The following is a 21,107-nucleotide window of genomic DNA, read 5'->3' on the forward strand; positions in this document are numbered from 1 at the left end:
AATATGGCTATCAATTGCACAGTTAACAAGAAAAAGGTCTCTTTGGATATTGATCCAAACACCCCCTTATTATGGGCGCTTAGAGATCATTTGTCCCTTTTAGGAACAAAGTATGGTTGTGGTATTGCTCAATGTGGAGCATGTACCGTTTGGGTGAATGGAGAACCAACGCGTTCTTGTGTATTGCCTATTTCTGCCGTGTCAAACGCACAAATTACCACGATTGAAGGACTGGATCCTGCCGGAAAACACCCGGTTCAAGTGGCTTGGGATGAGCTGGATGTTCCTCAATGTGGTTATTGCCAAGCAGGTCAAATTATGACTGCTGCGGGTCTTTTGAAAAAGAATCCGCATCCCACAGATCAAGAAATTGTAGATGGAATGTCCGGCAATATTTGCCGTTGTGGTACTTATCACCGAATTCAAGAAGCCGTAAAATTAGCCTCTAAAAAGACCAAGAAATGAAAACATCGAGAAGAGATTTTATTCAGAAAACCGCCTTATTTACAGGTGTTTTTACCCTAGGTTTTGATTGGTTTTCAGCCGAAGCTTCCTCCATGGAGGTGGTGGCTGGTGCGAGTCGATTTAATGCCTTTTTGTCGATCGATACGCTAGGCAAAATCACCTTATTTTCACCCAATCCAGAAATTGGACAAGGGATAAAAACGGCTTTCCCAGTAGTGGTGGCAGAAGAATTAGATGTGGATTGGGCGCAAGTTCAAGTGGAACAAGCGAATCTAGATACGAAACAGTTCGAACGTCAATTGACGGGAGGTAGTGGCGCATTGAAACATTCGTGGGAGCGATTAAGAAAAGCTGGAGCCACCGTGCGGAAGATGATGTTGCAAGCGGCAGCAGATCAGTGGAAAGTGGATGTAGCACAATGCAAAACCTCGAAAGGATTTGTAATAGGTCCAGCAGGCCAAAAAGCCTCCTACGGATCCCTTGCCGAAGCGGCTGCTAAATTGCCTGTTCCGTCTGAGGTCACGTTTAAGGATCGCAAAGAGTATAAAATTATTGGAACGCGCGTAAAGGGCGTTGATAATAAAAATGTAGTAACGGGTAAGCCTTTATTTGGGATCGACATTCGTAAACCAGGGATGGTTTTTGCACAAATCGTGCGTCCACCTTTTGGGGCAACGTTGAAATCGTTTTCGGCGGAGGATGTAAAGAAAATGCCGGGTATTTTAGAGGTAGTTTCGTTTAAAAACAAAGTGGCCATTGTAGGTGAGAGTACCTACGCCATCTTGCAAGCCCGCGCTAGCTTGACTTGTGATTATGGTTCTGATGTGCCTTTGGAAAGCAATGATACCCACCAAAACTGGTTCGACGAAGGAATGAAATCCGATAAGGCTCAGGTAATGCGTAAAGACGGCGATTTTGCTGCTGCCATCGCCTCAGCTGCTAAAGTAATTGAAGCGACCTACGAATGCCCTTTCATCTCCCATTCACCCATGGAACCGATGAATTTCTTTGCAGATGTTAAAGCTGATTCTGTTTTACTAGCGGGTCCTACACAGGTTCCGCAACCAGCACAAAAAGCCGTTTCGGATTTATTGAAAATTCCGGTGGATAAAATTCAAGTGGAATTGTCCAAAATGGGAGGAGGTTTTGGCCGTCGTCTAAGCAATGATTTTGTGCTAGAAGCGGCTGAATTGTCGAGCATAATCAAGAAACCTGTTTTAGTGATGTGGACTAGAGAGGATGATATGACAGGGGGGACCTACCGTCCGGCGGCTCGATATCGTTTTAAAGCTGGGTTAGATAAAAATGGTGAAATTATTGCTTTTGCCTTGAGAGGTGTAGGCCTAAATGCGGGTAATTCAACACGTCAAGATAATTTCCCAGTGGGAGCCATTGAGAATGTATTGATTGAATCCATTGATCAAAAATCTGCCGTAACCACAGGACCTTGGCGTGCACCTATCACGAATTTCCTAGGATATGCAGAACAGGCCTTCTTGGATGAGGTGGCAGAAGCCGCTGGAAAAGATCCAATTCAGATGCGTTTAGCCCTTTTGGAAAAAGTAAAAACGAAACCAGTCGGTAAAATCACCTATGAGCCGGCTCGCTTTGAAGAAGTGATCAAGCAAGTAGCTGAAAAGGCGCAATGGAAGAAGAAACCAGGTGTTCACCAAGGATTTAGCGTCTATTATTCTCACTTATCCTATGTGGCCCAAATCGCAGAAGTCAAAGTCGAAAAAGGCAAACCAAAAGTGACGAAAGTAACGGCTGTAACCGATTGTGGCGAGGTTGTTAACTTGAGTGGCGCTGAAAATCAGGTAAAAGGAGCCATCATTGATGGAATGGGACACGCCCTTTTTGCTAAATTAAATTTCCAAAAAGGGGTAGCCAGTCCTTCCAACTTCAATGCTTACCGGATGATTCGCGGAAATGAAATTCCAGTAATCGATGCGCATTTTGTGAATAATGGAATTGCTCCTACTGGATTAGGCGAACCGGCTTTGCCTCCCACCGGTGGCTCGATTGCCAATGCTATTTATGCGGCGACTAAGAAACGCCATTACAAACAGCCGTTCAACTAGATGAAAATAACCTGGCTGGATAATCTTCGTGTAAATGCAACTATAGGGGTGATTTTGATTCACGCCTCGGCAACTATATTATTTCGATTTACGAAGGTTCCAGCTGATTATTGGTGGTTCGCAAATCTCTACAATGGGGGTTATCGCTATGTGGTGCCCATTTTTGTCATGTTATCTGGCGCTTTACTATTGCCGCGCGAGGAAGCGATTGGACCTTTTTTGAAGAAGAGTTTTATGCGCATCGTTTTGCCTTTTCTCTTCTATAATTTGATCTTTTCAATCTTTAATTGGCAGGTGCGATTGCGTGGAAAATCTTTTGGTCTAGAGGAAGGGTTGAACTGGTTAGGACAGCAATATTTTAATGGGGCTTCCTACCATTTTTGGTATATCTACATGATCATTGGGATTTATTTGTTTATCCCCATCATAGGTCGTTGGATTAGGTCTGCTCCGGAATCGCATATCCAGTATTTTTTGGGTATTTGGGGCTTGACAATTTTGTTTAATAATCCGCATTTTCCTTATCTGAAGCTACCAGTCACATTAACGGTTTTTACTGGCTATGTGGGCTATTTAGTACTAGGTTATTACCTGAGTACAAAGGAATTTTCTTCCAGAATCAAAGGGAAGGCTTTTGTTATTTTCTTGATAGGTACGCTCTGGACGATGGTTGGCTCCTATTATTTTACCTCCGAGAGTGGAAAGTTTTACGGCTTGTTGTATGCTAATTTTTCCCCTAGCGTTGTTTTAGCTACGGCAGGCTTATTCTTGTTTTTCAGGTACCAAAACCTTGATATTCGCATTCTGTCACCTTTTCGCGATTGGGTGAGTTCGCACAGTTATGGTATCTATTTAGTGCATATTATTGTATTGTTTTATTTGGCCAAAGCGGGTGTGTACGGAGAAATGCTTCACCCTAGTATTGCGGTACCTTTGACTGCATTGGCTTGTCTGTTGATTTCGGGAGGAATCGTTTGGGTATTACGGAAAATACCCCTGATTAAATACATGGCTGGTTGATTGATTGTGGGGGTATTTTTGTACATTCGTTAGAATACCTGTAACCACTCATACCTAACCATTTAATGCACGAAATTTATAAGTTTGGCCACAGCCTCGCTGTGTTCATGAGCTTTTTCATTATCCTGCTTTTACTGTTAAAATCCTCCGGACCTTTCTTTAAAAGTCCGAAGCGATTTCTTTTTTTCTATTTTCTCATTTTCGGTTTATTCACGCTACTTCATTATTGTCTATTCGTTGAATGGCATGTGGAAATTGTAGCAGTCCTTTTCGGTAATTTTGATGCTTTTTTTTACTTGCTTTATCCTTTGGCCTATTTTTATGTGCGCGGGATGGTACAAGAAAACACCCTATTATGCCCCAAAGATTTGCTGCATCTGATCCCCTTTTTTATTCAGTTATTGGATATGCTGCCTTATTCTTTAACGTCTTTTGCACATAAAATTCTGATAGCGGAATTAATTAAATTCGATATTCACGAGTTGGTAAAACAGCAGTTGGGATTTTTCTTCTCTGCTCGTTTTCATTTTTATGTCAAGTTGTTACTGAGTAGTATCTATCTTTTTTATAGTTGTAAAATCTATTTCCGCCATCGTCCTCGAAATGAAAAAAACTTCATTTTGCATTATTGGATTCCCGGCTTCCTATTTGTTCAGATTTTATTAATCCTCTTCTTAGCTTATTTCTTTTTGATTCTGCCCGGCAGTAACCACTTTAAATTAACGTATCAAGGGAATTCTCCTTGGAATTACTTGGGACTGGGTTCTTATTTAGTGCTCTCCTTGAGTGTCTTTTATTTTCCAGAATTTTTGTATGCTCCTTATATTATTGCTGAGCGGGAGGCTAAATTGAAAATTCCGAACTATGAATTGTCGGCAGAGAAATTAGTAGAAATTGAGACAAAATTAGATTTGTATCTAGAGGAGTATAAGCCCTTTTTAAAGTCCACTTTTTCACTTGCGCAATTATCTGCAACGCTAGATATTCCCGTGCATCATTTTAATTATTACTTTCGGAAGACACAACAGTCTAATTTTTTGGAGCAAAGAATGCGTTGGCGTATTCGACATGCGAAGGAATTAATAGATGCAGGAAAGGATAAGATAATTACTTTAGAAGCCATCGGTTTAGAGTCTGGTTTTCAATCGAGAACCACCTTTTTTGTAAACTTCAAAGAATTAGTGGGGGAATCTCCCTCTGCTTATGCTGAAAGAAAAAATAGTAATTAAGGCTATTTTAGCTGTTTTTTGAGGTGGTTTGTTCGGATTTTCGAAAATGGAACATGTACTTTGTTATTTTTTCTCTCCTCTCAACTTTAATCCTTACTATTGTTTAAGCGAATCTGATACCGCCTAACCACTAAAAATAATAATAGAACAGATGAATGCAGGGAGCGAGGGTTAATGACCCTTTGCTCCTTTTTTTATTTGATATGCCCGTCTTCCATCTCGATGATTCGGGTCGTTCTAGCTGCAAATTCATTATCGTGAGTAACAATTAATAAAGTCTGCTTATACTCTTCCGCTAATTCTTGAAAGATGTTGAATACGATTTCAGAATTCTTTTTATCGAGATTACCAGTAGGCTCATCTCCCATAATGAGAAGCGGGTCGTTGATGAGTGCACGAGCGATGGCAACGCGTTGTTTTTGCCCGCCGGATAATTGATTGGGATCCTTTAAAGCTTCGTTTTCTATGCCTAGTATTTTTAATTTTTCGTAGGCTCTATGTTCGATTTCCTTCTCTGAATATTGCCCTAGCTTTAGGCCTGGGAGCATGACATTACGTAAAACAGAAAATTCGTTTAACAGGTAATGAAATTGAAATACGAAACCAATTTTTTCATTTCGAACGATGGCAAGTTCTCCCTCTTTTTTATCCTTCATCGATATGCCGTCTACCAAGAGATTGCCTTCATAGTCTGTATCCATTGTGGACAAAATATAGAGCAAGGTAGATTTGCCACAGCCTGAGCGTCCGATTACAGAAACGAACTCACTTTGCTTCAGCTGGAAGCTAACCTTGTCTAATATCTTCACGGTCACAGGGTCGTGAAAATATTTTGTAATTTCTTTTGCCTCTAATACAACCTTGTTCATATTATTTTCCTCTAATGATGATGACAGGGTCGATTCCACTTGCTTTTCTAGAAGGGAAGAAGCCTGCGAAATAGGTAGTCACAATGGCAAACGTTCCACCAATAAAGTAGAATTTTGGATTGTAATTAATCGGGTATGTTTTGACTGTAGGAAGGGATTCTGTGTTGAAGGGGATTTGGTCAATAAGCGACGATAAACTAAAACCCATTAAAAGCCCCATCAATCCACCAAAAAACCCAATACTCAAGGCAATGGATAGGAAGATTTTATTGACGTCATTTCCAGAAAACCCAACCGCCTTTAAGATGGCAATCGAATCCATTTTTTCGTATATCATCATATTCAAAATGTTGTATATCCCGAATCCAGCCACTAATAATAGGGTAATCCCTACTGCATAGGAGATGAGCGTTCTGACGGAGCTACCCGTTTCGAATTGAGAGTTTGCCGTTTGAATATCCACTGCGTTTAATTCGTAAATTCTACGATACTCTTTGGCTACTTCAGGAGCCCAAAGGATATCTTTTAATTTTACTTGAATGTCCGTGATGTAATTACTAGGTTGTCCCAGTAGTTTTTGCGTAGTAGAAAGAGAGCAATAGCTTTGTACATTATCTAAATCCTGTATACCTGATTGGAATATACCTACGACCCTAAGTGCCACCTGATCCCCCTTGCTGGTGGTCACTTGAATGACATCCCCTACATTTGTCATCATTTTAGTCGCGACCCCTTTGCCTAAAACGATGCTATTGGGGATATTTTTCAAATCAATATAATTGCCAGAGGTTACATAATCACTAAATTTGAACAAACGGTTTTCCTCCACTGGATCAATACCGAAAATCGCCCCAGTTAAATCCACTGCCCCCACATTGTAAAATACCTGGGCATTTATTTTAGGGGCAACTCCTAAAACACGGTCATCTTTTCTGATGGCCTCTATGATTGTTTTGCTGTTATTAATGCCTAATAATTCGTTTTTGGGTTTAATTGAAGAAACGAAATTATGACCTTGGGGATTCAAGAAATCGGCAGGTTGCTTTTCTGAAATTTGAATCTCTTTGTATATCCTTACGTGAGCCGTCCGGTTCGTAATTAAACCATCCAACATATCGTTAAGACCTGACATAAAGCTAAGCACCGTGATAAACATTGTGATACTAATCGTCACACCAATTGCAGCTACAAGTGTTTGCTTCCACCGCGCAATTAATAAAGAAAAAGCGACCTGATAGACGAGTTTATATTTCATTATTACGGCTTTACGATTTCATCCGTGGCTTTCAGGCCGGATAGAATCTCTGCTTTTTGGAAATCTTTTAATCCGATTTTGACTACTCTTTCTTCTCCAGAAGCCAAAGTGACGATGGAATCATTTTTCAAGAAATTTCTTGGAACTAAGATGACCTTATCTTTTCGGCTTAATAAGATATTTGCTTCAAAGGTGATATTGGGGAATAATTTAGGTGGCGCCTTCGTGAATTTTGCTTCCACTAGGAACGTTTTGCTGCGCTCGTTCATTATTTCGGAGATCTTAGTCACCTTTGCTTCGAACACCTGTTTTTTATAACTGTCCAAAGTCACTACCACATTTTGCCCTTTTTGAACACGTAGAATGTCATTTTCGTCCACTTGTAATTCCAATACGAAATCTCTGAAATTACCAATCACGGCAATCGGAGTTTGGGGAGTGACGATTTCGCCTTTTGATTTAAATAAACTATAGACAATGCCATTTGTCTTAGATCGCAAGGTGAAATCCTGTGCTTGGTTCGTTGAAATTTGTAGATTCTTCTTCGCTTGTGATGAGCTAAATTCCAATATTCTTTTTAAATCTTTGAATTTCTGGATGGCAGAAAAATAATTCGATTTAGAAGTCTGATAGGCTAATTCTTTAAGCTCAAAATCTACTTTCGTTCCGATTTGCTGGCTCCAAAGATTTTTTTGACGATAGTAAAGAGAAGAATCAACCCTGAACTTATTTTTGGCTGTTTCAATGACTAATTTAGCCTCATCTAGTTTGCCTTGATTCGCTGACAGGTCATTAAAATTTGCAGCTAAAGCCGCATTCTCTGCACTAAATCGCTGCGTTTCATTTGTAATGGTTAACAAGGGACTTCCAATGTGTACGGAATCACCTTCTTGAACCAAAACCTCATTGACAATACCGTTTACGGTTACAAATGCCTGGTATTGGTCAGTTGTTTTTAATACGCCAGAGGCGTAAATGGATTCAGTGATGGGACCCACCGAGGGAAGGCTAGTTTCTGGCTTCTTTCCACAAGATAAGAGAAGGATCCCAATCGCAAAAAGGACTACATGTTTCATAGTCGTAAATTACCCAAAAATCGAACACATTAGAATGATGCTAATCAATTAATTCTAAAATAGATGTTCGAATTCTTTGATTTCAGTCATGTTTTCCGGAATTGCACTAATTCGCAAACTGTTCCTTTGGATAAGAAATAGGCTAGGGGTGGAGAAAACGCCATACTCTTTTCGCAGCTTTTCGTTCGCTTTAATCGTTTTCCAGTGGGTAGGAAAGGTCCAAGGATTCATTTCTTCATCTATTTGAATGGCAATGACCGGTAGTTTTATTTTTTCAGAATAGGGGATTAAATCGACCAAAAGTTCGGTACAATGAAAGCAAGATGGGCTGTAAAATACGAGTAGAATTGTCGGTTTTTCTGAAAAATACTGTGAAAGCAGGAAATCTTTCAATCGAATCTCCGGCACTTTTTCTCCGATTTGTAACATTCGAATATGGTGAATTTGTTCGTTGATTTTAGCTCGACTATTAGCGGGGCAATCTGGATCAAGGCTGAATTCTTCCAGCTTTTCGATCCACTGATTTTTGCCTGTCGAAGCGATTTTTTTGTAATAGAAATCAACAGCTTCTCCATATTTAATGAAGGATTTTGTTTTTAATTCTCTGATGTGAATTACAACTTGAATAATCGAAATACGCTTCGCTTTTGGTTGATCATAAACGGGAAAGATTACCGCGGGACGTTGTGCAAATAGGGAAAAAGAAAGGAAAAGTAAGACGTATTTCATGTTCGATTAATCCCGAATACAACGTACTGATAGTCCAGCGTCCTTATCATTATTTGAAATTTGATTATAGGTCTGAGTCGTATAAATGACGAGGCCTTTAGCATAGGTCGCATCTGAATTAGAGGAACTCCAATAAAAAAACTGAGATCCTCTGTTAGTGAGTGTACTATTTACTCCAGTGCTCAAATAACCCGCTGCGTGCATTTTTAATGCACCTGCATAAGCCTGTGATCGAAGATTCGTATTGTTTACATTTGTCCATTCCGTAACAGTCGGAATTCTCCAGCCAGCCCCTAGTTCTAAGGTGCAAGGATCATTTGTTGCCCCCCAATTAACGGTTTCTGTATTACTATTAGTTGAAGGAAAAGCAGGGGATGTAGTTGTTCCATTATTTTTATAGCCTTTTTTCTTATTGAATTGCCAATACCATCCCGCAGCAGCTTCGGATGCATCTGTTTCTGATATGGCTTGATTAGTAGAGCCCAGATTTTGGGTAATCCAGCATTTTTGAGAACCACTTAGGTTTGAACTGACAGTACCATAGGTGACTGTTTTGTTGACAGGTGCTACCCCATTCGCAGTGGTATGAACAATCGTTAAATTATTGCCGCATACGAACATAATGGTCTTTTTGCCAAATCGCTCTAAACCTTTGCCACTACCGATTTTACCGCTAAAATCTACGAAAAGGGTTGGATTTGTGTGCCTAAATCCTGTTTTAGTTAATTGAGCAAAACTCAAAAACGGAATAAAAAGAAAGAAGAGGATTCTTTTCATGTTGTTAATAGAAATAATCAATTTGAATTCGATCTCCCGCTACCAAGGTGTAGGTCTCATTGTTCGCTGGAATATAGGTGAATGTGGTTCCCGATAAGCTAAATGCTGTTTTAGATATACGAACTCCATTGACGAAAAGTTTTATTACTGCATTGCTGGATTTAGTCTGTGTCAAGGTAAAAGCAGTTTGACCTACAGTCGCCGTATATTCATCTGATACCTCTCGAACTAAACTAAAATCAGTGCCTTGAACCGCAGCAGTCATGGCAGAAGTTCCATTTCCTTTTAGGATTCCAGTAATGGTTGAGGCACCTGTTCCTCCATTTCCCACTGCCAAAGTTCCAGTAACCCCCGTTGTTAATGGCAAGCCAGTTATATTAGTAGCAGTGCCTGATGCTGGTGTTCCTAGTACAGGTGAAGTTAGGGTAGGAGCGGTTAATGTTTTATTAGTTAAAGTCTCAATCCCGGTTAGACTTACTTTTAAATTTAATGCGGTTTGTGTGGCAGTGCTGATGGGCTTTAACAAATCCGTTGTGTTGTCAACATTCGCTAAGCCGACCATCGCTTTTGTGATGCCTGAAACAGAACCAGTAAAAGTGGGAGATGCAATAGGTGCTTTTAGGTTCAAATCCGTGATGTCTGCTTTTAGTGCGAGATCAGTTGAATTGGCTTTTAGATTAAGCGCAGTAATCGTAGCCTTTAAGTCCAGTGCCGTTTGGGTTGCCGTGCTAATGGGTTTTAATGCGTCGGTTGTGTTATCGACATTCCCAAGACCTACCATCGTTTTCGTAATGCCTGAGACAGTCCCTGTGAAAGTAGGCGCGTCAATGGGTGCTTTTAAAGCCAAAGAAATAGTGCTCGCTTTTGTATCTAGGGCAGTTTGGGTGGCTGTGCTGATGGGTTTAAGTAAATCGCTCGTATTGTTTACATTACCTAAACCTACTTTAGTGGGGTTGATTCCTGTGGCTATTTTTACATCAGTAATCGCTCCTGAAGCAATCGTTGGACTGGAAGCAGTTCCAGTTAAATCTCCAGCTAATCTAATTTTGCCATTCACTAGCGTGGTTGCATCCACCGTTATGGAGGCATCTACGTAGGCCTTGTTTGCCGCATCGGTAGAAAGCGCAGGAAGGTCAGTTAAGGTAATTTTTTTACCCGTGGGGAATTGTAAATTGCCTTGCATAGTGCTACCCGCTAACTGCACATAGCGAGCATCCGTAGTTCCGATATTATTCGTTATTTCATTCCAGACGGTACTCACATAAATAAAAGTTCGCCCATTGTTTGATCCCGTAGGATCACCAGATACGATGAATATATCACCTTCCACTGGAGTACTACTCGTGGTAAATGATCCATTATTATAGATTCCAGTGTAATTGCGACCAAGGGAGATGGCGATTTCTCCTGCAGCGTTAGGGGATACCCCATTTACTTTTTTTACGGTTCCTTTTAAATCTAAAGCCGTTTGTATTGCTGTACTAATGGGTTTATTGGCATCTGAGGTATTGTTTACATTGCCTAGTCCCACCATTGTAGCTGTGATGCCAGATACATTTCCGGTGAAAGTCGGAGAAGCTGTACCCGCTTTGGTCGCTAAACCGGCCTCTAATTCTGTCGTGTTTGCTTTTAAATCAAGGGCTGTTTGGGTGGCTGTGCTAATGGGCTTGTCTAGATCAGTCGTATTATTCACGTTTCCAAGACCCACCATCGTGGAGGTTATTCCTGATACATTACCAGTGAAAGTGGGTGATGAAATGGGTGCTTTTAGATTAAGGTCGGTAATGTCTGCTTTTAAGGCTAGATCGGTGGCATCCGCTTTTAAAGCCAAATCTGTGATCGTTGCTTTTAAGTCTAAGGCCGTTTGTGTGGCTGTGCTTATGGGTTTTGCGATATCAGTAGTATTGTTCACATTTGCTAGACCAACCATCGTCGCTGTAATACCTGACACAGATCCTGTAAAGGTAGGTGAAGCGATAGGTGCTTTCAAGTTTACATCCGAAATGTCTGCTTTTAGGGCAAGGTCGGTTGTATTCGCTTTTAAATTGACCGAGGTAATACTTGATTTTAAATCGAGCGCTGTTTGGGTGGCCGTGCTAATAGGCTTCGCTAAATCGGACGTATTATCGACATTTCCTAAACCTACTTTAGATGCACTTATTCCAGAGGCTATTTTAGCATTGGTGATGGCTCCAATTGCAATTTCTGGGCTAGCTGCTGTTCCCGTTAGATCACCTGATAGTCTGATCTTTCCGTTGATTAAGGAAGTCGCATCGAGTGTTTTAGAAGCATCTACATAGTCTTTATTAGCTGCATCAGTTGCAGCGGTAGGCAAATCAGTGAGGCTGACCTTTTTTCCAGAGGGGATACGTAAATCACCTTGCATTGTACTTCCTGCTAGTTGTACATACCTTGCATCAGTCGTTCCGATATTATTTGTTATCTCATTCCAATCTGGGTTCAGGTAAATGAATGTTCGGCCATTATTAGCGCCATCTGGATCTGCTGAGACAATAAATACATCCCCATCTACTGGTGGTGCACTCGTAATAAAAATACCCCCATTGTACAAACCGGTGTAATTTCTACCTAGCGTAATGACCACATTACCATTAGCATCAGGAGAGACCCCATTCACTTTTTTTACGTTACCTTTTAAATTAAGAGCCGTTTGAGTAGCTGTGCTAATCGGTTTCGCAACATCTGATGTATTGTCGACATTGGGAAGTCCTACCATTGATGCCGTAATTCCAGATACACTACCCGTAAAATTGGGGGAAGCTAAGGGAGCTTTTAAATCCAAATCAGAAGTGTTTGCTTTTATCGCCAAATCGCTCCTTGTTACTTTCTCATCTAACGCCGTTTGCATGGCTGTGCTAATGGGCTTATCTAGATCTGCTGTATTGTTGACTAACTCTAAGCCTACTTTAGCTGGATTAATGCCAAAAGCAATCTTTTGATCCACTACGCTCGAATCTCTTATCTTAGAACTTTGAATTGCCCCATTTACGATTTTTTCAGGAGTAATGGCATTCGCTTTGATAATCGGTGAAGTAGCATCTCCAGTTAAATCCCCTGACAATTTGATTTTTCCAGGCAAAATTTCAGAGGCTAAAGGGACCTCATTTAAAATTACTTTATCGATCTGATTTTTGATTTCGATCCGAATCGTTGCTAAATCAGTTTGGTTCAAAAGGCCCGCATCGTTTTGAAAGTCAGATAGTTTAGTGGGAGCACCTTTTACATTAAGGTAATCCACCGACTTAGCATATAGTGCATAAGGGCTGTATTGAAGTAGAGAGCGACTTACTTCGGTGAAGGCGGTCGCTGAGGGGAATTTGACCTCGACTTGTAACGTTTTTAATGTATCATTCCAAAGAACCGCATCAAATGAATTAATGGTGATTTTAGTTCCTTTGCCAATGATGGTATTAATCAGTCCATACTCATCAGTTTGAGTAGTTTGCATTTCTTGATAATCTAGACGCGTTCCCGAAAGTAGACTAAATCTCAATTGTATGGCTTTATTCGCGAGTGGTTGACCACTGTAGTTGTTGCCTGGCATCGGAATAGGATTCGGGTCAAGAATAACCGCTTGGTAATTGATGCCCGTTTTTTGGCCAAAAGAAAAGAGGGAAATCCCTATAAATAGGATTGTGTAGAATAGTTTATTCATAGCTATCGTAGGGGAGAGTATTGAATACCAAAACCGAATGAAACTGGATTAATCGCGAACTGACTACCGTCTTTTTGAATAGTATTCAATTGCCAAGCCTCTGAGAAGTAGGCGAAAAGGGCGGTATGATCGTTCATTTGTTTTGCGAGCTTAATTTCGCCTCCTAATTGCCATTGAATTCGATCAAATTGCTTATTCCCTTGTAGATTATATACTTTATTTCCCATTTTTTGGGATCCTAAAACCAATTGATTAATCTGCATTATTCCACTGTAAGAAAGACTCACACCTTTGCCTAAACGTGATTTTATACCTAAGCCTAACTTAATTCCCACATAGGTAGAAGAATAAGTAAATGGGATGTTTTGTGTCTCTCCAAAGGAATTAAACTGATTGATAGCAATTCCCACTTGGTAGTTTAGTTTACGCACAAATGCACTCTTTGTTTTAGCCGAATCGACAAGGCGATCATTTCTAAGAATAGAGAGCTGTAAGCCGGCGTCTGGTTGGAAGGAGTTTTGAGCAATACCTGCTGGACTTTGAAATCGGAAACTGGCGGAATTCAAACCTATCTGATAATTCCAATCTTGAGCTGAAAGCTTTGAAATAGGAATTATACAGATAAGTAGAAAGGTATAGAGAGGGGTTAGGTATTTAATGGTATTCATTTTTTCGTGGTTAGGCATTTTTTCAAAGGCTAAAGCAAGCTACATAAAAGGTTTTAAATGCGTTATAACATAAATTATTTGCAAATAGGTAATTCCTTAAAATAGGCATTTGGGGTTAAATTTAGCGCATTTTTTATTGTATTAAGTTGATAAATTATCAGTAAACTGATAATCTCATTTTTCGATTAGGATTCCAATTAATTATTTTTAATACACTAAAAATGATCTGTTTTTTATTTGGTAACTTGCTGCTTAAATCTCGCACAATGAAAATTACCTACCTTGAAAATTATGCTGCTCTGAGTGAAAAAGCAGCCCATTTAATTGCATCAGAAGTAAAGCAAAATCCCGACTTGTTGTTTTGTGCAGCGACTGGAGGAAGTCCTACGGGGATGTATGCTGAAATGGCGAAGGAAAAAGCGCTTTATTCTCAGATGCAGGTAATTAAAATGGATGAATGGGGAATTATCCCGCTAAGTCATCCAGATTCGTGTGAAACCTATTTGAAAAAGCATTTATTAGGTCCTTTGGGAATATCAAATGACCGATACACCTCCTTCGATACAGCTCCTGAAGTAGTTGAATCAGAATGCAAACGCATAAGTAAATTTATTCAAGAGAATGGTCCTTTAGATATCTGTATTTTGGGTCTAGGAAAAAATGGACATATTGCATTTAATGAACCTGCGGAAACGTTGAATCCAGATTTTCACAAAGCTATTTTAGCGGAATCTACTATTGCACATGATCCAGCTTTATCAGCTGGGAATGAACCAGCCTATGGTCTTTGCGTGGGAATGGAAGGTATTATGCAATCGAAGAAAATCATTTTCCTGATTACTGGAAAGGGAAAACAAGACGCTGTAAAGCGGATTATGGAACGCAAAATTGGAACCGATTGTCCTGCATCTTTTTTGTGGATGCACCCTAATGTGGAATGCTTAATTGATAATTCGGCCGTCTAATCCTTGTAGGGATGTCGCTCTATCCAGGTGGTAGCAGGTTCTAGAAGTGGGAAAATCCAGGATAGGTTAGTATGTATCATGCCAAAACGGTGCCGCATTAGACCCTTTAGTCGTACTGCTTTTGCCCCAATGGAGCTTTTAATTTCAAGGGCAGTTCTCCCCAGAATAATACGTTCAAATCCTTGTATGATACCGCAATTAATGAGGTCATAAAGCATGTTTAAGTACAGCATTTTTTCGCGCTGTATTTTTTCATCGTATCCAAGGAAATAGGTTTCTAATTCTTTGCCATGCCGAATGACAGTTGTGAATCCAACTAATTGATTTTTAAGGTAATATCCGCGCAATATAAATTCAGATCCTAGGTGTTTTTTGAAGCTAGAAAAGTGTTTTTTGGGTAAAATAAAGGTGTTAAATGGGGCATTTTTTGCCACATGCAGGTAGAGATCATAAATCGTTTCTTCTGCCTGCAAAATTTCCTCATAATTCAGCTCTTTCGTGCTAATTTCAGCTCCTTTTTTACGACAGCGCTTAAATTGATCCCGGTATTTTTTAGATAAGTCTGCCACATAATCTTCTTCCTTTTGCCAAATTGATTTTATTTCAAAAACCATATTGGGTTGAGAGCTGAATGGGAAGTCTGTTTGAAAGGCAGGGATTTGAAACGCTTGGATTTGGCTCTCCGTAAAATCTTTAAATATAGTTAAGTGATTTTTTTTTGGCCAAAATTCAACAACCTCCCGAAGCTTTTCAATCACCTTTGATTCATCCGCATCCGGTAAACAGGTATACGCATTTTGACCGCTTAACATGTTGTTTCCAACAAGCAATAATTTGGAGGCAAACTGTTTAAATAAAATATTTCTAAGAGCCGTTTTTATCGCATGATCTCTCTCTCCAAAACTCGGTAAAAGGGCAAGGTCAATTTCTTGAATTAAAGCCGTAGCCATCAGTTTCTCCCCTTCAAAAATGCCAAGAAATGTATTTAGCATATTTTCAGGTGATGATTCTTCCAAAATTTGCAAGTAGCATTTCTGTAAAAAAATACAAGATTGAGCTACCTGATCCCAGTTATCGGGTAATTCGGCTGTTTTCGTGAAAAGTTGATGGGTGTAAATTGTACTCAATTGGATCGGTTATTGAGGTTGTAACAAGTAGGAGATAGGAATTGTTCCGTCGTTAAGTACAAAGCACAAAGTACAAAGCAAAAAGTTCAAAGTTGGAATCCCCTCTGGGGATGATCTCATGAAATTTTTGTCCTCCGGACTCATTCCCTCCGGACTGACGCTTCGCGTCATGTGGCCCCGCCGGGAATCGAGTCGAGCGCGACCCCGGCCGTCTCTAGCGTTTAGAAGGGGCGCTCGTCTGCTTCCCTCTGGGTGGCCCCGCCGGGAATCGAACCCGGATCTAGCGTTTAGGAAACGCCTATTCTATCCGTTGAACTACAGCGCCAATATCTATAATCTCTACTCTCTTATCTCTACTCTCCCTCTGGATTATACCCATCACTATGCCCCATCAAGTGGTTACCTTCCAGCCAGTTAGGGAAAATCTGCATGTGCTTATCTTTCAACATGTCCATAATCGTCTCGCGAAGTTCTGCTAAATTACTGCGTTGTTCTGCTGAGATGAAAACGGTTTTAGGGGTGTTGGTTTTCCAGTGTGTACGTTTTAAAAAGGCCGTTACTCGATCCATTTTACTCAATTCTGGTTCGCCGTCTATACCTACTTCGGTTCCTTCAAAGAAAATATCTTCGACAGGGAAAAGGTCGATTTTATTGAAGACTAAGATGGTGGGTTTATCACCCACACCCATTTCATTTAAGATACCTTGAACGACTTCGATTTGTTCCTCAAAATTCGGGTGGGAAATATCTACCACGTGTAATAAGACATCCGCCTCACGTACCTCATCTAAGGTCGATTTGAAGGATTCGATCAAGAGGGTAGGGAGTTTGCGAATGAAACCTACGGTATCCGTTAATAAGAAGGGAATACCCTCCCAAACCACTTTGCGGACCGTGGAATCTACTGTGGCAAACAATTTATTTTCAGCGAAAACGTCTGTTTTAGCTAGTTTTTGCATTAAAGTAGACTTGCCTACGTTCGTGTAACCAACTAGGGAAACCCGAACCATTCGGTCACGGTTTTTGCGCTGGGTGTAGGATTGTTTGTCAATAGCCTCTAATTTGTCCTTTAAGAAGGCAATTCGGTCGTTTGCAATACGTCTATCCGTTTCTAATTCCTTTTCACCTGGACCACGCATACCTACGCCACCACGTTGTTTGGAAAGGTGAGACCACATGCGGGTAAGTCGCGGCAACATGTATTGGTATTGTGCGAGTTCTACTTGGGTGCGGGCTTGAACGGTTTGGGCTCTTTGGGCGAAAATATTCAAGATCAACAAACTGCGATCGAGAACTTTGACCTCTTTGCCGTATTCCTGAATGTTAAATTCAATGTTGCGGACCTGTGAAGGACTTAGGTCGTCGTCAAAGATGAGCATGTCCACGTCTTTTTCGATGACGTAAGCCATAATATCTTCAAATTTTCCTTTACCTACATAGGTCTTGTTGTCTGGTTTCGCTAAGTTTTGGGTAAAACTGTGTAGCGTTATCACACCCGAGGTAGAGGCTAGAAAAGCTAATTCCGCGAGGTATTCGGCCGTTTGTTCGGCGTTTTGCTTTTGGGAGGTAACTGCGACTAAAACTGCGGTTTCTTGTTCCTCATCCGTACTATGTACTACGTTATTTTTCATTTTAGCTAAAAAAAGCCTTTCTGGTAAGAAAGGCTTTCTTGTTAGGTAAGCTGTTATACTTATGCGTTTAACGCTTCTGCACCTCCTACGATCTCTAAGATTTCCTTCGTAATGGCTGCTTGACGTGAACGGTTGTACTCTAATTTCAATGCTTTAATTAATTCCCCAGCGTTCTCGGTTGCTTTATCCATTGCCGTCATACGAGCACCGTGTTCTGATGAATTAGATTCTAGTAAGGCACGGAAGATGGATAATTTGATTGACTTTGGAATTAATTCAGAAATAATTTCTTCTTCAGATGGTTCAAAAATGTAATCCACTGAACTTGCCTTTTCACCTGATTCTGAGGCTACTAAAGGAAGTAATTGCTCTGTTTGAATGATTTGTGTCGCTACGTTTTTCGAATAGTTGAAAAGAACCTCTACTACATCGAATTGTTTCTCTGTGAAGGCATTTAAAACCACTTCACCAATCTCGCGAACGTTATTGAAGTTCAATCGAGTGAAGATGTCTGCATGAGCTTCATTCACTTTGTACCCACGACGTGATAAATACTCACCCCCTTTTTTACCAAGAGCTAATATCTCTACTTGGCCAGCTGCGTGCAAGTCAGCATATTTTTCTTGTACTAAAGCCATGGTCGCTTTACCTACGTTCGCATTGAATGCGCCGCAAAGGCCACGATCAGACGTTACTACGATGATTAATGCATTCTTAATTTCACGCACCTCAGTGAAAGGATTCTCAGCACCTGCCTCTGTTTGAGCAGAAACGGTTGCGATCATTTCCGCTAATTTCTTAGCATAAGGACGCATTTGGTGTATTGCATCTTGGGCACGACGCAACTTCGCTGCCGAAACCATTTTCATGGCTTTGGTGATTTGCTGCGTCGAGTTGACAGATACAATTCTATTTCTTACTTCTTTTAAGGAAGCCATAGTATTCTAATTTTATGCTTTGTACTTAGCTGCTACTTCATTACCTACACGCTTCAAGGTAGCGGTTAAGTTGTCATCGTATTTCCCTTGACCTAAAGCTTCTAACGTAGCTTTTTCTGTCGCACGTAATACTTGAATGAAATCTTGTTCGAATTCACGAACTTTTTCTACTGGCACGTTATCTAAGTTACCAGTTGTCGCTAAATAAATCATCGCAACTTGCTCCTCTACACGTTGTGGTGCGAACTGAGGTTGCTTTAACATTTCTAAGTTACGGCGACCACGGTCAATCGTTAATTTAGTCGATGCATCTAAGTCAGATCCGAATTTAGAGAAGGCCTCTAATTCACGGAATTGAGCTTGATCTAATTTTAATGTACCAGCCACCTTCTTCATTGACTTGATTTGCGCGTTACCACCCACACGAGATACCGAGATACCTACGTTAATCGCTGGACGAATACCTGCGTTAAACAAGTTTGTTTCTAAGAAGATTTGACCATCAGTGATCGAAATTACGTTCGTAGGAATGTAAGCCGAAACGTCACCCGCTTGAGTTTCGATGATCGGAAGAGCTGTTAAGCTACCGCCACCTTTCACTAAGTGCTTGATCGATTCTGGTAAGTCGTTCATATTACGCGCGATCTCATCCGAGTTGTTTACTTTCGCTGCACGCTCTAATAAACGAGAGTGAAGGTAGAAAACGTCACCTGGATACGCCTCACGTCCTGGTGGACGACGTAATAATAAGGAAACTTCACGGTAAGCTACCGCTTGCTTCGATAAGTCATCATAAACGACTAAAGCTGGACGACCAGTATCACGGAAGAATTCACCAATCGCTGCACCTGTAAATGGAGCGTAGAATTGCATCGGTGCTGGATCTGCAGCTGTTGCAGAAACGATAACCGTATAATCCATCGCGCCTGCTTTACGTAAAGTTTGCTCAACCTGCTTCACAGTAGAAGCTTTTTGACCAATCGCTACATAGATACAGAAAACGGGTTCTCCTTTATCGTAAAATTCTTTTTGATTAATGATAGTATCGATACAAACTGCCGTTTTACCTGTTTGACGGTCACCGATTACTAGCTCACGTTGACCGCGACCTACTGGGATCATCGCATCGATTGCTTTGATACCTGATTGTAAAGGTTCTGTTACGGGTTGACGGAAGATAACCCCTGGTGCTTTACGCTCTAGAGGCATCTCGTATAAATCACCTGCGATAGGACCATTTCCGTCGATAGGCTCACCTAACGTGTTCACTACACGGCCTAAAATCCCGTCACCTACTTTAACAGAGGCAATTAAGTTTGTTCTTTTTACGGTATCCCCCTCCTTAACTGAGCTAGAGTCTCCTAATAATACGGCACCTACATTATCCTCTTCTAAGTTCAAGGCTAAAGCTTTTAGACCGTTTTCAAATACGATCAACTCACCTGCTTGTACGTTAGATAGGCCGTAAATACGTGCCACACCATCACCCACTTGGAGTACGGTACCTACTTCTTCTAGTTCTGCGACAGTTTTAGCTTGGGATAATTGCTCCCTTAAAATTGCTGAAACTTCATCTGGTCTTACTGATGCCATATAAAATGGAGGGGTTTATTAATTTATAAACTGATTTTTAAACTATTTATTTTGAATCAAATTTCGGGTGCAAAATTAGCTAGGAAATTTCAATATTCCCATAATTATTACAAAAAAAGACGTTAATCATAAGACTTTTTAAAGAACGTTATTTTGATAAATAATTTACACGTGTTAAATGCCGTTAAAATTCTTGAAAGAGAGGCTTTTTTCTGTATCTTCGAGGCTTTCTTTTGACATTAAATTAACACGGAATATGAAAATTAAATTACTTGCCATTCTTACTTGTCTTGTGTCTTTGTCTACTTTGGCACAAACTAAATCCAAACCTAAGCCTACCACAAAACCGAAATTAACTATTTCACTGACAAAAGTGCCTGTGAAAGAATTTGCGAATCAAGTGGATTCAGTTTCTTATGCCGTGGGTGTATTAGTTGCACAGAATTTCAAGTCTCAAAAGGTGACTTTGAATCCTGCGATGGTGGCCAAAGGTTTTGAGGCGGCTACCCAAGGTGGCGCTTTGAAAATGACAGAACAAGAATGCCAAAACGTTGTTTCTTCTTATATGATGAAGAATCAAGAAGCACTTGCTTTGGAAAAATCGAAAGAATTTTTGCCAAATAAAGAGGCTGGGGAGAAGTTTTTAGCAGAGAATAAAAAGAAAGATTCTATTGTGGTAACTGCTTCTGGCTTACAATACAAAATTATCAAATTAGGTACAGGCCCTAAGCCAGTAGCGACAGATAAAGTAAAGACTCATTACCACGGTACTTTAATTGATGGTACGGTATTTGACTCTTCTGTTCAACGTGGCGAACCTATTTCATTTCCGGTGACTGGAGTAATTCCTGGCTGGGTTGAAGCCTTACAATTGATGCCAGTAGGGTCTAAATTCAAATTGTTTGTACCTGAATATTTAGCTTACGGTGTTCGTGGTGGTGGTCAAACGATCAAGCCCTATTCTGCTCTAGTTTTTGAAGTGGAATTATTAGAGATTGAAAAATAAAT

The 21,107-nt window shown here is 40.4% G+C and carries 17 protein-coding genes and 1 tRNA gene; 6 read left to right on the forward strand and 12 right to left on the reverse strand.

What is annotated here, in order from left to right:
* Nucleotides 1–3: 3 nt before the first annotated feature.
* From G9X62_RS08605 to G9X62_RS08620, 4 genes are all read left to right on the forward strand, one after another.
* Nucleotides 4–465: a (2Fe-2S)-binding protein gene (locus G9X62_RS08605; RefSeq protein WP_223130317.1), complete on the forward strand. Its 462-nt coding sequence runs from the start codon at nt 4–6 to the stop codon at nt 463–465.
* Nucleotides 462–2,546 carry a xanthine dehydrogenase family protein molybdopterin-binding subunit gene (locus G9X62_RS08610; protein WP_223130318.1) on the forward strand — a complete coding sequence of 695 codons (2,085 nt, stop codon included), beginning with the start codon at nt 462–464 and terminating at the stop codon, nt 2,544–2,546. Before G9X62_RS08605 ends, G9X62_RS08610 begins: the two co-directional genes overlap by 4 nt.
* Nucleotides 2,547–3,566 (forward strand): acyltransferase, encoded by a 1,020-nt coding sequence (locus G9X62_RS08615; protein ID WP_223130319.1) that lies wholly within the window; start codon nt 2,547–2,549, stop codon nt 3,564–3,566.
* Between the two features lie 248 nt (nt 3,567–3,814).
* Nucleotides 3,815–4,795 (forward strand): helix-turn-helix domain-containing protein, encoded by a 981-nt coding sequence (locus G9X62_RS08620; protein WP_223130320.1) that lies wholly within the window; start codon nt 3,815–3,817, stop codon nt 4,793–4,795.
* A 194-nt stretch (nt 4,796–4,989) separates the two neighbouring features.
* Here G9X62_RS08620 and G9X62_RS08625 read toward each other — a convergent pair whose 3' ends face one another.
* From G9X62_RS08625 to G9X62_RS08655, 7 genes are read right to left on the reverse strand one after another with little or no spacing between them, the layout of a single operon-like run.
* On the reverse strand, nt 4,990–5,664 hold the full coding sequence (locus G9X62_RS08625) for an ABC transporter ATP-binding protein (RefSeq protein ID WP_223130321.1): 675 nt from the start codon (nt 5,662–5,664) through the stop codon (nt 4,990–4,992).
* Between the two features lies 1 nt (nt 5,665).
* Nucleotides 5,666–6,919, reverse strand: coding sequence for an ABC transporter permease (locus tag G9X62_RS08630; protein WP_223130322.1), 1,254 nt, complete (start codon nt 6,917–6,919; stop codon nt 5,666–5,668).
* A 2-nt stretch (nt 6,920–6,921) separates the two neighbouring features.
* On the reverse strand, nt 6,922–7,995 hold the full coding sequence (locus G9X62_RS08635) for an efflux RND transporter periplasmic adaptor subunit (RefSeq protein WP_261345508.1): 1,074 nt from the start codon (nt 7,993–7,995) through the stop codon (nt 6,922–6,924).
* Between the two features lie 54 nt (nt 7,996–8,049).
* Nucleotides 8,050–8,724 (reverse strand): TlpA family protein disulfide reductase, encoded by a 675-nt coding sequence (locus G9X62_RS08640; protein ID WP_223130323.1) that lies wholly within the window; start codon nt 8,722–8,724, stop codon nt 8,050–8,052.
* 6 nt (nt 8,725–8,730) lie between these two features.
* On the reverse strand, nt 8,731–9,501 hold the full coding sequence (locus tag G9X62_RS08645) for a fibrobacter succinogenes major paralogous domain-containing protein (protein WP_223130324.1): 771 nt from the start codon (nt 9,499–9,501) through the stop codon (nt 8,731–8,733).
* Nucleotides 9,502–9,505: 4 nt separating this feature from the next.
* Nucleotides 9,506–13,177, reverse strand: a complete 3,672-nt coding sequence (locus G9X62_RS08650) for a hypothetical protein (RefSeq protein WP_223130325.1) — start codon at nt 13,175–13,177, stop codon at nt 9,506–9,508.
* A 2-nt stretch (nt 13,178–13,179) separates the two neighbouring features.
* Nucleotides 13,180–13,845: a hypothetical protein gene (locus G9X62_RS08655; RefSeq protein ID WP_223130326.1), complete on the reverse strand. Its 666-nt coding sequence runs from the start codon at nt 13,843–13,845 to the stop codon at nt 13,180–13,182.
* Between the two features lie 266 nt (nt 13,846–14,111).
* On the opposite strand from G9X62_RS08655, the gene G9X62_RS08660 reads away from it, so the two are divergent.
* Entirely contained in the window at nt 14,112–14,810 is a 699-nt protein-coding gene (locus G9X62_RS08660) for a 6-phosphogluconolactonase (RefSeq protein ID WP_223130327.1), read from the forward strand.
* On the opposite strand, the gene G9X62_RS08665 is transcribed toward G9X62_RS08660, so the two are convergent.
* The 5 genes from G9X62_RS08665 to atpA form a co-directional block, all read right to left on the reverse strand.
* Nucleotides 14,807–15,937 (reverse strand): GNAT family protein, encoded by a 1,131-nt coding sequence (locus G9X62_RS08665; RefSeq protein ID WP_223130328.1) that lies wholly within the window; start codon nt 15,935–15,937, stop codon nt 14,807–14,809. The two genes, G9X62_RS08660 and G9X62_RS08665, sit on opposite strands and share 4 nt — an antisense overlap.
* A gap of 249 nt (nt 15,938–16,186) precedes the next feature.
* A tRNA-Arg gene (locus G9X62_RS08670) sits at nt 16,187–16,263 on the reverse strand.
* A gap of 27 nt (nt 16,264–16,290) precedes the next feature.
* A complete protein-coding gene (hflX, locus tag G9X62_RS08675) occupies nt 16,291–17,568 on the reverse strand; it encodes a GTPase HflX (RefSeq protein ID WP_223130329.1) in 1,278 nt (425 codons plus the stop codon).
* 59 nt (nt 17,569–17,627) lie between these two features.
* Complete coding sequence (gene atpG / locus G9X62_RS08680) at nt 17,628–18,506, reverse strand: ATP synthase F1 subunit gamma (RefSeq protein ID WP_223130330.1); 879 nt, start codon at nt 18,504–18,506, stop codon at nt 17,628–17,630.
* Between the two features lie 12 nt (nt 18,507–18,518).
* Complete coding sequence (atpA, locus tag G9X62_RS08685) at nt 18,519–20,099, reverse strand: F0F1 ATP synthase subunit alpha (RefSeq protein ID WP_223130331.1); 1,581 nt, start codon at nt 20,097–20,099, stop codon at nt 18,519–18,521.
* 256 nt (nt 20,100–20,355) lie between these two features.
* On the opposite strand from atpA, the gene G9X62_RS08690 reads away from it, so the two are divergent.
* Nucleotides 20,356–21,105 (forward strand): FKBP-type peptidyl-prolyl cis-trans isomerase, encoded by a 750-nt coding sequence (locus G9X62_RS08690; RefSeq protein WP_223130332.1) that lies wholly within the window; start codon nt 20,356–20,358, stop codon nt 21,103–21,105.
* Nucleotides 21,106–21,107 lie beyond the last annotated feature (2 nt).

This window comes from Aquirufa lenticrescens (genome assembly GCF_019916085.1).
Classification (GTDB): domain Bacteria; phylum Bacteroidota; class Bacteroidia; order Cytophagales; family Spirosomataceae; genus Aquirufa; species Aquirufa lenticrescens.